General features: G+C 70.3%; 9 protein-coding genes. 3 read left to right on the forward strand and 6 right to left on the reverse strand.

All coding sequences use genetic code 11. The features are described from left to right. Positions 1-24: 24 nt before the first annotated feature. Entirely contained in the window at positions 25-1,980 is a 1,956-nt protein-coding gene (gene pknB, locus ACFU8V_RS12895; RefSeq protein ID WP_249521064.1) for a Stk1 family PASTA domain-containing Ser/Thr kinase, read from the forward strand. A gap of 61 nt (positions 1,981-2,041) precedes the next feature. Here the strand turns inward: pknB and ACFU8V_RS12900 are convergent, their stop codons facing one another. Both ACFU8V_RS12900 and ACFU8V_RS12905 read right to left on the reverse strand, forming a co-directional pair. Next, positions 2,042-3,382, reverse strand: coding sequence for a class II 3-deoxy-7-phosphoheptulonate synthase (locus ACFU8V_RS12900; protein WP_029989865.1), 1,341 nt, complete (start codon positions 3,380-3,382; stop codon positions 2,042-2,044). 47 nt (positions 3,383-3,429) lie between these two features. Continuing rightward, positions 3,430-4,119 carry a 1-acyl-sn-glycerol-3-phosphate acyltransferase gene (locus ACFU8V_RS12905; RefSeq protein ID WP_029989867.1) on the reverse strand — a complete coding sequence of 230 codons (690 nt, stop codon included), beginning with the start codon at positions 4,117-4,119 and terminating at the stop codon, positions 3,430-3,432. Between the two features lie 151 nt (positions 4,120-4,270). Between ACFU8V_RS12905 and ACFU8V_RS12910 the strand changes: the two genes are divergently transcribed. Then, entirely contained in the window at positions 4,271-6,103 is a 1,833-nt protein-coding gene (locus ACFU8V_RS12910) for a long-chain fatty acid--CoA ligase (RefSeq protein WP_025105101.1), read from the forward strand. A gap of 91 nt (positions 6,104-6,194) precedes the next feature. Here the strand turns inward: ACFU8V_RS12910 and def are convergent, their stop codons facing one another. The 3 genes from def to ACFU8V_RS12925 all read right to left on the reverse strand — a co-directional run bounded on the left by def (position 6,195) and on the right by ACFU8V_RS12925 (position 11,643). After that, positions 6,195-6,686, reverse strand: coding sequence for a peptide deformylase (gene def, locus ACFU8V_RS12915; protein WP_085607896.1), 492 nt, complete (start codon positions 6,684-6,686; stop codon positions 6,195-6,197). Beyond that, the gene (locus ACFU8V_RS12920; protein ID WP_378871622.1) at positions 6,686-8,170 is read right to left on the reverse strand and encodes a MinD/ParA family protein; all 1,485 of its coding nucleotides are present in this window, start codon (positions 8,168-8,170) and stop codon (positions 6,686-6,688) included. The genes def and ACFU8V_RS12920 overlap by 1 nt, the downstream gene beginning before the upstream one ends. Before the next feature lie 65 nt (positions 8,171-8,235). Continuing rightward, positions 8,236-11,643, reverse strand: a complete 3,408-nt coding sequence (locus ACFU8V_RS12925) for a pyruvate carboxylase (RefSeq protein ID WP_062766917.1) — start codon at positions 11,641-11,643, stop codon at positions 8,236-8,238. A gap of 92 nt (positions 11,644-11,735) precedes the next feature. On the opposite strand from ACFU8V_RS12925, the gene ACFU8V_RS12930 reads away from it, so the two are divergent. Further along, positions 11,736-12,548 (forward strand): ParA family protein, encoded by an 813-nt coding sequence (locus tag ACFU8V_RS12930; protein WP_025105105.1) that lies wholly within the window; start codon positions 11,736-11,738, stop codon positions 12,546-12,548. Positions 12,549-12,617: 69 nt separating this feature from the next. On the opposite strand, the gene ACFU8V_RS12935 is transcribed toward ACFU8V_RS12930, so the two are convergent. Further along, positions 12,618-13,163, reverse strand: a complete 546-nt coding sequence (locus ACFU8V_RS12935) for a MerR family transcriptional regulator (RefSeq protein WP_025105106.1) — start codon at positions 13,161-13,163, stop codon at positions 12,618-12,620. Between the last annotated feature and the right edge of the window lie 34 nt (positions 13,164-13,197).

Below are 13,197 nucleotides of genomic sequence, written 5' to 3' on the forward strand. Positions count from 1 at the left end.
GCCAATCGTCCATAGACTTCTGTCGTGACGACCAACCATCAGGCCGACCCCCTCATCGGGCGGCTTGTCGACGGTCGCTACCGCGTCCGCGCGCGGATCGCCCGCGGCGGGATGGCCACCGTGTACGTCGCCACCGACCTGCGCCTCGAGCGCCGCATCGCCCTGAAGGTGATGCACGCGCACCTCAGCGACGACTCGGCGTTCCAGAGCCGGTTCATCCAGGAGGCCCGCGCGGCCGCCCGTCTGGCCGACCCCCACGTCGTCAACGTCTTCGACCAGGGGCAGGACGGCGAACTCGCCTACCTCGTCATGGAGTATCTGCCGGGCATCACCCTGCGCGAACTCCTCCGCGAGCAGAAGCGCCTGACCGTCGCCCAGACGATCACGATCATGGACGCCGTCCTCGCCGGACTGTCCGCTGCGCACCGCGCCGGGATCGTCCACCGCGACGTCAAGCCGGAGAACGTGCTGCTCGCGGAAGACGGCCGCATCAAGATCGGCGACTTCGGCCTCGCCAGGGCCACCACGGCCAACACGGCGACCGGCCAGCAGCTGCTCGGGACGATCGCCTACCTCGCGCCCGAGCTCGTCACGCGCGGCACGGCCGACGCCCGCAGCGACATCTACGCGCTCGGCATCATGCTCTACGAGATGCTCGTCGGCGAGCAGCCCTACAAGGGCGAGCAGCCGATGCAGATCGCCTTCCAGCACGCCACCGAGTCGGTGCCCCGCCCCAGCGTGCGCAACCCCGCGGTCCCGGAACAGCTCGACGAGCTCGTGCTCTGGGCGACGGAGAAGTCGCCGGACGAGCGGCCCGACGACGCACAGCAGATGCTGGAGCGTCTGCGCGAGATCGAGCGCGAGATCGGCGTCGCCCCCGCGGTGACCCGGACGACCGGCTCCGCCCGCGACCAGGCGGACTCCGGCGACCTCACCAAGGTCATGCCGGGCACGATGGTGCTCCCGGAGCCGGCGACGGCGACCTCCCCGGGGATCGACAACGCCACCATCCTCCGTCGGCGGGCCTCGAAGCGTCGCGCCCGCGGCACCTTCCTGCTGTCCCTCGTGCTCCTGCTCGCGGTCCTCGCCGGCGGCGTGGGCTGGTGGTTCGGCTCCGGCCCCGGTTCGCTCATCGCGGTCCCCGATGTCGCGGGACAGACGTACGACGAGGCGGCGGCCGACCTCACCGAGGCAGGCTTCGAACCGACGCAGCGCGACGAGTTCTCCGTCGACGTCGACAAGGGCATCGTCATCGAGACCGATCCCGGCACCGGGGCCAGGGTCGACAAGGGCACCACGGTCGCCGTCGTCGTCTCCGCCGGCCCCGCCTCGCACGAGCTCGCCGCCGTCGCCGGGCAGTCGGCCGACGACGTCCGCGCGGCGCTGGAGGCGGCGAACCTGGAGATCACCGACGACGAGGAGTTCTTCACCGACGCGGCGAACGGCTCGGTGATCAACGTGCGCATCACCCCTCGGGACGGCGGAGACGCCTTCGGCTGCGAAGAGGGCTGCACGGTGCATGAGAAGGACACCGCGACCATGCAGGTCTCCCGCGGCGCCGTGCCCGACGTCACGGACATGACCGTCGCTCAGGCCACCGAGGCGCTGACCGGCAAGGGACTCAAGGTCGCCGAGGAGAGCATCTACCGCCCGAGCGACTCCATCGGCAAGGACCGCGTCATCGGATACGCGGACCGCGCCGAGGAGGGTGCCTGGCGACCGGGCGAGACCATCCAGCTCATCATCTCGCAGGGGCCGCCGCTCTTCGACGTCCCGGATGTGTCGGGCATGACGCGTAACGAGGCCACCGCCGCCCTGCGTGACGCCGGCTTCACGTGGAGCTACACGAGCAGCACCGGACTCCCCGACTCCGTCTGGGACCTCCTCGCGAACGAGAACACGAGGGTGGAGTCGTACAGCCCGTCCGAACCGCAGCGCAAGGGCACGAGCATCACGCTCACCATGGGCTTCGCCGGCTGAGACCGAGACGACGAAGGGGCCGGAACATCGTTCCGGCCCCTTCATGCATCCGCCTCGCGGATCAGCGCTTCTCGAGCTCCTCGGCCACGAGGAACGCCAGCTCCAGCGACTGCATGTGGTTCAGGCGCGGGTCGCACAGGCTCTCGTAGCGGGTCGCGAGCGCGGCCTCGTCGATCTGCTCCGACCCGCCCAGGCACTCGGTGACGTCGTCTCCCGTCAGCTCGACGTGGATGCCGCCGGGGAACGTGCCCACCGCACGGTGCGCCTCGAAGAAGCCGCGGACCTCGTCGACGACGTCGTCGAAGCGCCGCGTCTTGTAGCCGGTCGGCGTGGTGATGCCGTTGCCGTGCATGGGGTCGGTGACCCACAGCGGCTGCGCGCCGGATTCCCGGACGGCCTCCAGCAGCGGGGGCAGCGCGTCGCGGATGCGTCCGGCACCCATGCGCGTGATGAAGGTCAGGCGTCCGGGCTCGCGCTCCGGGTCGAGCTTGTCGATGAGCGCCAGCGCCGTCTCCGGCGTCGTGGTGGGACCCAGCTTCACGCCGATCGGGTTCCGGATCTTGGAGAAGTAGTCGACGTGCGCGCCGTCGAGCTCGCGCGTGCGCTCCCCGATCCACAGGAAGTGGGCCGAGGTGTTGTACGGGGTGTCCGTCCGGGAGTCGATGCGCGTCATCGGGCGCTCGTAGTCCATGAGCAGGCCCTCGTGCCCGGTGAAGAACTCGACGCGCTTGAGCTCGTCGAAGTCGGCGCCGGCGGCCTCCATGAACTTGATCGCCCGGTCGATCTCCGCGGCCATGCGCTCGTAGCGCTGGTTGGCGGGGTTCTGGGCGAAGCCCTTGTTCCAGGAGTGCACCTCGCGGAGGTCGGCGAATCCACCCTGCGTGAACGCCCGGATGAGGTTCAGCGTCGACGCCGCGGTGTGGTAGCCCTGCAGCAGACGACCGGGGTCGGCCTGACGCGAGCCCTCGGTGAAGTCGTAGCCGTTGACGATGTCGCCGCGGTACGCCGGGAGCGTGACCTCGCCGCGGGTCTCCGTGTCGCTGGAGCGCGGCTTGGCGAACTGCCCGGCCATGCGTCCCATCTTGACGACCGGCATCGAGGCGCCGTACGTGAGCACCACGGCCATCTGCAGCACCGTCTTGATGCGGTTGCGGATCTGCTCGGCGGTCGCGCCGGCGAACGTCTCGGCGCAGTCGCCGCCCTGCAGCAGGAAGGCCTGCCCCGAGGCGGCCCGGGCGAGACGGTCGCGGAGGTTGTCGACCTCACCGGCGAAGACCAGCGGCGGAAGGCTCGAGATCTGCCGGGAGACGTCGGCGACGCGGTCGGCGTCTGGCCACTGCGGCTGCTGCTTGATGGGAAGCGAGCGCCAGGCATCAAGGGCTTCGATGTGGTGCGGGAGCATGCGTCCAGCCTAGTGGGCGGCGACACCGCCGAGACGCGCCCTGGAGCCTATGTGACGCGGCTCGGGAGGCGGTCCTTGACGGTCGATGCGTAGACGTCCTCGTACTCCTGCTGACCGAGCCGCTGGAGCGCCACCATGATCTCGTCCGTGACCGAGCGGAGGATGTAGCGGTCGTTCTCCATCCCGGCGTACCGGGAGAAGTCGAGGGGCTCGCCGATGACGATCCCGACCCGCATGACGCGCGGGATCCGCCGGCCGATGGGCATGGCCGTGTCGGTGTCGACCATGATGACCGGGATCACGGGGACCTTGGCTTCGAGTGCCATCCGGGCGATGCCGGTGCGGCCGCGGTAGAGCTTGCCGTCAGGGCTGCGGGTGCCCTCCGGATAGATGCCGAGGAGGTCGCCCCCGCCGAGCACCTGGAGACCCGTGTTGAGCGATGCCTCCGAGGCCTTTCCGCCCGAGCGGTCGATGGGGAGCTGCCCGGTCGCCTTCATGAAGAAGCGGGTGGACCACCCCTTGAGGCCCCGCCCGGTGAAGTAGTCGCTCTTCGCGAGGAACGACATGGGCCGGTCGATCACGAGCGGGAGGAAGATCGAGTCCGCGAAGGAGAGATGATTGCTGGCGAGGATCGCCGCTCCGGTCGCGGGCACGTTCTTCCGCCCCACGATCCAGGGGCGGAACACGGCCTTGACCACGGGGCCGATCACGACGTACTTCATCAGCCAGTAGAACATCGAGGTGAAGTCTAGCGCCGTGTCGCGGATCGTCCCGCCGTTCCCCCTCGCGGCCTCGGGAAAGCGACTCAGTTTCATCCTGACCGCGACCCGGTGCCATGCCCTAGACTCGGACCAACGCCCGTGCCCGACCGGTACCGAAGGAGCTGCCGTGGTCCAGTTTGAAGTCCCCGCGATCGTCCCCGCCGATCCCGACGCGAACGTCGCCGACCTGCTTGCGAAGCGCGTCGAGGCGACTCCCGACCGGGCGCTGTTCTCCGTCCCGCAGGGCGACGGATGGCGCGACATCACCGCCGCCGACTTCGAGACCGCGGTGATCGCGCTCGCGAAGGGCTTCGCCGCCGCGGGCATCCAGCCCGGCGAGAAGGTGGGCTTCCTCGCCCGCACCACCTACGAGTGGAGCCTCGTCGACTTCGCCCTCTTCTACGCCGGTGCGGTGATGGTGCCGATCTACGAGACGAGCTCGCCGTCGCAGATCCAATGGATCCTCGAGGACTCCGGCGCCATCGCCCTCCTGGTCGAGTCGCCGGAGCACTTCGCCCGCGTCGACGAGGTGCGCGGCGACCTGCCGCTGCTCCGGGAGGTCTGGCAGCTGCACCTGGGCGCGATCGACACGCTCACCGCCCAGGGGGCATCGGTTTCGGACGAGGAGATCCAGCGCCGCCGGAACCTCGCCGTCGGCTCCGACATCGCCACCCTCATCTACACCTCGGGGTCCACCGGGCGGCCGAAGGGCTGCGTGCTCACCCACAGCAACTTCGTCGAGCTGTCCCGCAACTCCGCGAAGGCCCTCGACGAGGTCGTGCAGACGCCGGGGTCCTCCACCCTCCTCTTCATCACGACGGCACACGTCTTCGCCCGCTTCATCTCCATCCTCAATGTGCACGCGGGGGTGCGCACCGGTCACCAGCCGGACACGCGCCAGCTGCTCCCGGCCCTCGGCTCGTTCCAGCCGACCTTCCTCCTCGCAGTCCCCCGCGTGTTCGAGAAGGTCTACAACTCCGCCGAGCAGAAGGCCGAGGCGGGCGGCAAGGGCAAGATCTTCCGCGCCGCCGCCGACGTCGCGATCGAGCACTCCCGGCTGCTGGAGGAGGGCAAGAAGATCCCGTTCGGGACGAAGCTCAAGTTCGCGCTGTTCAACAAGCTCGTCTACTCCAAGCTCCGCGAGGCCATGGGCGGCAAGGTCGTCTACGCGGTGTCGGGCTCCGCTCCCCTGGGCGCCCGCCTCGGTCACTTCTTCCACAGCCTCGGCGTCGTGATCCTCGAGGGCTACGGTCTGACCGAGACGACCGCCCCCGCGACCGTGAACCTCGCCTCGAAGTCGAAGATCGGCACGGTCGGTCCCGCCCTTCCCGGCGTCGGGGTGCGTCTCGCCGACGACGGCGAGATCGAGGTGCGCGGCATCAACGTCTTCAAGGAGTACTGGAACAACCCGGAGGCCACCGCCGAGGCGTTCAGCGACGGCGGCTGGTTCCACACCGGCGACATCGGCAGCTTCGACGCCGACGGGTTCCTCACGATCACCGGACGCAAGAAGGAGATCATCGTCACGGCGGGCGGCAAGAACGTCGCCCCCGCGGCCCTGGAGGACCCGATCCGCGCGAACCCGATCGTCGGGCAGGTCGTCGTCGTCGGCGACCAGCGTCCGTTCATCTCGGCGCTCGTCACGCTCGACCCCGAGATGCTGCCGACGTGGCTCGCGAACAACGGTCTCGACGAGAAGATGACGCTGGCGGAGGCCTCGACCAACCCGCAGGTTCGGGCCGAGGTCCAGCGCGCGGTCGACGCAGCGAACGAGCGGGTGTCGCGTGCGGAGTCCATCCGCAAGTTCACGATCCTCGACTCGGAGTGGACGGAGGCCTCGGGCCATCTCACCCCGAAGCTGTCGATCAAGCGGAACATCATCATGAACGACTTCGCCGACGAGATCTCCGCGATCTACGACGAGCCCGTCGCCACCACCAACGTCGCGATCGGCGGCTGACGCCCTCGTCGGCCCACCCCCTTCTGACCGAACCGGCCCCTTGCGCTCGCGCGTAAGGGGCCGGTTCGTACGAGAAGGGGTGGGTCGACAGCTAGAACCAGGAGCTCTCGCGCACCTCGCGCATCGCGACCTTCCGCGTCTCCGGGTCGAGCCGGGAGAGGAAGAGCGTGCCGTCGAGGTGGTCGGTCTCGTGTTGGAGCGCCTGCGCGAGCAAGCCGTCGCCCTCGAGCACCACGGGCTGTCCGTCGAGGTCGATCCCCTCGACGCGGGCCCAGGGATGGCGCTGGGCGTCGTGCCAGAGTCCGGGAACGGAGAGGCAGCCCTCCCCCGTGGGCTCCGGCTCGCCGCGCACCTCCGTCAGCACGGGGTTGAGGACGTACCCGATCTCGCCGTCGACGTTGTAGCTGAAGGCGCGCAGCGCGACGCCGATCTGCGGGGCCGCCACGCCGGCGCGCCCCGGAAGCTCGACGGTCTCCAGGAGATCGGCGACCAGGGCGCGCACGCCGTCGTCGATCTCCTCGATGGGCGCGCACACCGTCCGCAGGACCGGGTCGCCGAAGATGCGGATCTCGCGAACCGTCATCAGGCGGCCTTCGTCCGGAGGCCCTCGACGAGGAGCGCGGCGAGTTCCCGCGCCGCCTTCCGGGTCTCGGGGAGGAGGTTCGCGAAGACGATCGTCCCGCCCGCGGCGATCTGCGGGTCGTACGGCACGCGCACGACGCTGCGGGCCCGCGACGCGAAGTGCGCCTGCAGCTCTCCGAGGCGGACGAGCGGCGTGCCCGGGGTCGACTGGTTGAGAACCACGATGGCGTCGCGCGCCTGCTGCGCATACCCGTTGGTCTCCAGCCACGTGAGCGTCTCGGAGGCCAGCCGTGCCTCATCGACGCTGAGACCGGAGACGATGACGATCTGGTCGGCGAGGTCGAGGGTGGCCGACATCACGGAGTGGACGATTCCGGTGCCGGTGTCCGTGAGCACGAGCGAGTAGTAGTGCGCGGCCACGTCGGCGACATCGCGGTAGTCGCTGTCGCTGAAGGCTTCGGCGACACGGGGATCGGCGTCCGACGCGAGCACGTCGAGGCGCGTCGCATCCCGAGCCACGATCGCGGAGATGTCGTGGTAGCCGCGCACGTCGTCCCGGATGCGGACGAGGTCGCGCACGGACTTGCCGTGCGCGGCGCGCTGCACCCGGTCGGCGAGAGTGCCCCGATCGGGGTTCGCGTCCACTGCGATGACACGGTCCTCCCGCGCGTCGGCGAGGGCCATGCCCAGGAGCGCCGTGACGGTGGTCTTGCCCACCCCGCCCTTGCGGGAGAGCACCGGCACGAAGCGGGCGCCGCCGGCGAGCGGGGCCGCGATGCGCGCGGTCAGCTCCTTGCGCTCGCGCGCACGGCGCCCGTCGCCGATGTTCAGCCGCCGACCGGACAACGTGTAGAGCAGGTGACTCCACCCGCCCTCAGGTTCGGGCTTGGCCACCCGGTGCGGGTCGAGGAGGCGATCGGTCGTGAGGAGGTCCGCGGACTCGCGAGCGGACTCCCCCAGCTCCCCCAGACGCTTCGCGGTGAGGGTCACATCCGTCCGGGGCGCCGGACGTGCGGGCACGGAGGCGGCGGGTGTGTCGTCGGCTTCGGGCATCGTGGTCTCCTTCTGCACGGGGACCTGCGGGGCCCGCGCCGGTTTCGCGGCCGGGACCTCCGCACGGTCGGCATCGGCCTTCGCGAGGAAGAGGGCGGCCGCCTTCTCTTCTGCGGCCCGCTCCGGCGCGGCAACCACGGCCGGCACCGGCTCCTCCACCACGACCGCGTCGATCACCTCGTGGATGCGCGGCGGGTCGAGGACGGGCGTCGGCGCGGAGGGGAGGGTGAGGTCGTCGACGACGAGATCGATGCCGACCTCTCCCTCCACCACGCCGTCGTCGGCGAGGTCGTCGTCCTCCTCCACCGGCAGGGTCACCCGCACCTGCGCGGTCCCGCCGAGGATACCGATGCCGGCGGTGTCGACGGACGCGGCGTCGTCGAGCACTCCCAGCGGACTGTCCTCGGGGTCGGCGTTCTTCTTCGCGGTCACGTGTCACTCCCAACCTGTGCGGGCCTCGGGATGCGCCCAGGGTGCGCGGCCTCGCCCGCACAAGATTAGTGCGCCGGTCGGATCACGACCAAAAGATCACCCGCGTCCACCTGCTGCGTCTCGGCGATGGCATGCCGCTCCACGACCCCGTCCACCGGGGCGGTGATGGCGGCCTCCATCTTCATCGCCTCGATCGACGCGACCGGCTCGCCGGCCCGCACGGTCGCGCCCACCTCGGCCTTGAGCGTGACCACGCCGGAGAACGGCGCGGCCACCTGGCCGGGCACCGACGTGTCGGCCTTCTCCACCTCGTGCGCGTCGACAGCGATCGAGCGATCGCGCACGAACACGGGCCGGAGTTGACCGTTCAGAGTCGTCATCACGGTGCGCATGCCCTTGTCGTCCGCCTCGCCGATGGCTTCGAGACCGACGTAGAGCTGTACCCCTCGGTCGATCTCGATGAGGTGCTCCTGGCCGGGGACCAGCCCGTAGAGGTAGTCGCTCGTGTCGAGCACGGACAAATCGCCGTACTGCTCGCGCCGCTCCGCGAACTCGGCCGTGGGGGCGGGGAAGAGCAGCGTGTTCAGGCGTGAACGGCGCTGCGCGCTCGTCCCGGCCAGCTCCGCCTCGTCCTGCTCCGTCAGCGCCGTGAGCCCCGTGCGCACGGAACGCCCCGCGAGCACCTTGGAGCGGAAGGGCTCCGGCCAGCCACCGGGGAGGTCGCCGAGCTCTCCGGCCATGAACCCGACCACGGAGTCCGGCACGTCGTACTTCCCGGGGTTCGCCTCGAAGTCTGCGGGGTCGGCCTTCACCGCGGCGAGGTGCAGGGCGAGATCGCCCACGACCTTCGACGACGGGGTGACCTTCGGCACGCGTCCGAGGATGCGGTCCGCGGCAGCGTACATGTCCTCGATGAGCTCGAAGTCGTCCGCGAGGCCGAGAGCCTTCGCCTGCTGCCGGAGGTTCGACAGCTGTCCGCCGGGGATCTCGTGGTGGTACACGCGCCCCGTGGGCCCCGGCAGCCCGGACTCGAACGGCGCGTACTGGCGACGCACCGCCTCCCAGTACGGTTCCAGGTCGGAGACCGCGGCGAGGGAGATCCCGCTGTCCCGCTCCGTGTGGGCGAGGGCGGCCACGAGCGACGACAGCGACGGCTGACTGGTCGTGCCGGACAGCGGGGCCGACGCGGCGTCCACCGCATCGACGCCGGCGGCGCTGGCCGCGAGGAGGGTGGCGAGCTGTCCGCCCGGAGTGTCGTGGGTGTGCAGGTGCACGGGCAGGTCGAAGCGCTCCCGGAGCGCCGAGACGAGCTTCGCGGCGGCGGCGGGACGGAGCAGTCCCGCCATGTCCTTGATCGCGAGGATGTGCGCACCCGCGGCGACGATCTGATCCGCGAGGCCCAGGTAGTAGTCGAGGGTGTAGAGCTCCTCGGCCGGATCCAGCAGATCGCCGGTGTAGCAGAGCGCGACCTCCGCGACGGCCGTCCCCGTGGCGCGGACCGCCTCGATCGCGGGGCGCATCTGCTCCACGTCGTTGAGCGCGTCGAAGATGCGGAAGATGTCGACGCCGCTCGCCGCCGCCTCCGCGACGAAGGCCTCGGTCACCGCCGTCGGGTACGGCGTGTAGCCGACCGTGTTCCGGCCGCGCAGCAGCATCTGGATCGCGACGTTCGGAAGGGCCGCGCGCAGCTTGTCGAGCCGCTCCCACGGGTCCTCGCCCAGGAAGCGGAGCGCCACGTCGTAGGTGGCGCCGCCCCAGGCCTCGACCGACAGCAGCTCCGGTGTCAGCCGGGCGAGGTACGGAGCGGCGGCGACGAGGTCCTTCGTGCGGACGCGGGTCGCGAGCAGCGACTGGTGCGCGTCGCGGAACGTCGTGTCCGTGATCGCGAGCGCGCTCTGCGCACGCAGACCGCGCGCGAACTCCTCCGGCCCGACCTCGAGCAGCCGCTGCCGGGAACCGGGCGCCGGTGCGGCGGCCAGGTCGATCGGCGGCAGTTTGGTCGCGGGGTCGATGACGCCGGGATGCGCACCGTGCGGCTTGTTCACCGTCACGTCGACGAGCCAGTTGAGGATCTTGGTCCCGCGGTCCTTCGACTCGCGGCCGCGGAGCAGCTCCGGGCGCTCGTCGATGAAGGACGTGCTGACGTCGCCCCGGATGAACGCCTCGTCGTCGAGCAGCGCCTGGAGGAAGGGGATGTTCGTGGAGACGCCGCGGATGCGGAACTCGGCGAGGGCACGGCGCGCGCGGGCGACGGCGGCCGGGAAGTCGCGTCCGCGGCACGTGAGCTTCGCCAGCATCGAGTCGAAGTGCGGGCTGATCTGAGCGCCCTGGTGCACGGTGCCGCCGTCCAGGCGGATCCCCGCGCCGCCGGGCGAGCGGTAGGTCGTGATCTTCCCGGTGTCGGGACGGAAGCCCTGCGTCGGGTCCTCCGTGGTGATGCGGCACTGCAGTGCGGCACCGCGCAGGTGCAGGTTCTCCTGCTGCAGTCCCAGCTCGGCGAGGCTCTGCCCCGCGGCGATGCGCATCTGGCTCTGCACGAGGTCGACATCGGTGACCTCCTCGGTCACCGTGTGCTCGACCTGGATGCGCGGGTTCATCTCGATGAACACGACCTCGCCGGCGCGCTCCCCCGCCGTCTCCAGGAGGAACTCGACGGTCCCCGCGTTCTCGTAGCCGATCGAGCGGGCGAACGCGACGGCGTAGCCGTGCAGGGCCTGGCGCACGTCGTCGTCGAGGTTGGGGGCGGGAGCGATCTCGACGACCTTCTGATGCCGCCGCTGCACCGAGCAGTCCCGCTCGAACAGGTGCACCGTCTCACCGGTCTTGTCCGCGAGGATCTGCACCTCGATGTGCCGGGGCCGCACGACGGCCTGCTCGAGGAACATGCGGGGGTCGCCGAAGGCGCTGCCGGCCTCCCGCATGGCCTCGGCGAGGGCAGGGCCGAGATCGCCCATCGTCTCGACGCGCCGCATGCCGCGGCCGCCTCCCCCGGCCACCGCCTTGGCGAAGAGGGGGAACCCGATCTCCTCCGCCTGGGCGACCAGGGCGTCGACGTCGTCCGAGGCCTCGGTGGACCGGAGCACGGGGACGCCCGCTTCGACGGCGTGGCGCTTCGCCTCCACCTTGTTGCCGGCCATCTCGAGGACCTTCGCCGGCGGCCCGATGAACACGATGCCGTTCGCCGCGGCCTTCTCCGCCAGCTCGGGGTTCTCCGAGAGGAAGCCGTAACCGGGGTAGATGGCGTCGGCGCCGGCCTCGGTCGCGACGCGGATGATCTCGTCGACATCGAGGTAGGCGCGGACCGGATGGCCGCGCTCGCCGATCTCGTAGGCCTCGTCGGCCTTGAGCCTGTGGACCGAGCCGCGGTCCTCGTGCGGGAAGACGGCGACGGTGCGCGCCCCCACCTCCACGGCCGCTCGGAATGCCCGGATCGCGATCTCGCCACGATTCGCCACAAGGATCTTCTGGAACATGCACACCTCTGAGAGCTCGATGCACGGCCGAAGCACGCACATGGGGCGGGGCTGAGTGTTCCCCCAGCCTAGGGGAAGGTAACGTGGAGTCCGTGCACGTACTCAGCGTCAGCTCTCTCAAGGGAGGCGTCGGCAAGACGACCGTGACACTCGGGCTGGCCTCCGCGGCTTTCGCCCGGGGTGTCCGGACGCTCGTCGTCGACCTCGACCCGCAGTCCGACGTCTCCACCGGGATGGACATCCAGGTCGCGGGACGACTCAACATCGCCGATGTGCTGGCGAACCCGAAGGAGAAGACCGTCCGTCAGGCGATCACCTCCAGCGGCTGGGCCAAGGTCCACCCCGGCACGATCGACGTGCTGATCGGCAGTCCGTCCGCCATCAACTTCGACGGCCCGCACCCGAGCGTCCGCGACGTGTGGAAGCTCGAGGAGGCCCTCGCGGCAGTTGAGGCCGACTACGACCTCGTGCTCATCGACTGCGCCCCGTCGCTGAACGCCCTGACGCGAACGGCGTGGGCCGCCAGCGACCGCGTCATGGTCGTCACCGAGCCCGGCCTCTTCTCCGTGGCCGCGGCGGACCGTGCGCTCCGCGCGATCGAGGAGATCCGCCGGGGCCTCTCCCCGCGCCTCCAGCCGCTGGGCATCGTGGTCAACCGCGTCCGTCCGCAGTCGATCGAGCACCAGTTCCGCATCAAGGAGCTGCGGGACATGTTCGGTCCCCTCGTGCTCTCACCCCAGCTGCCCGAACGCACCTCGCTCCAGCAGGCCCAGGGCGCCGCGAAGCCTCTGCACATCTGGCCCGGCGACTCCGCACAGGAGCTCGCCGCCGACTTCGACCAGCTCCTCGACCGCATCATCCGCACGGGCCGCGTCCCGGTGCCGGAGAACGGACCGCAGAGCTGACCCCGCGGAACGACGAAACGGCCATCCTCTTCGAGGGTGGCCGTTCTTCGTGAAGCGGGAGGGGACGCGTCAGGCGGTGCGCTTGGCGCGACGGGCCGACAGCTCGTCGACGGGGTCCGGTGCGGTCGGATCGAACGCGACGAGCGTCGACTCCACCTCGCGGAGGACCTTGCCCACCGCGATGCCGAACACGCCCTGGCCGCGGCTGACCAGGTCGATCACCTCGTCGTTCGACGTGCAGAGGTAGACGGAAGCGCCGTCGCTCATGAGGGTCGTGCCGGCGAGGTCGCGGATACCCGCACGGCGGAGCTCGTCCACCGCGGTGCGGATCTGCTGCAGGGAGATACCGGTGTCGAGCAGGCTCTTGACGAGCTTGAGCACGAGGATGTCGCGGAAGCCGTAGAGGCGCTGCGATCCGGAACCGTTCGCACCGCGCACGGTGGGCTCCACGAGCTCGGTGCGGGCCCAGTAGTCCAGCTGACGGTAGGTGATGCCGGCGGCACGGGCCGCCACGGCGCCGCGGTAGCCGACCTCGTCGTCCATCGCGGGCAGACCGTCCGTGAAGAGGAGTTCGGTCACGAACCGCGGGTCGCCTGCGAGCTCATCCGCATTCATCTGAAATCCTCCCTGGAACGGTTATCTCCACGGT

Origin of the sequence: Microbacterium sp. NPDC057658 (assembly GCF_042799975.1) — a bacterium.
GTDB lineage: Bacteria > Actinomycetota > Actinomycetes > Actinomycetales > Microbacteriaceae > Microbacterium.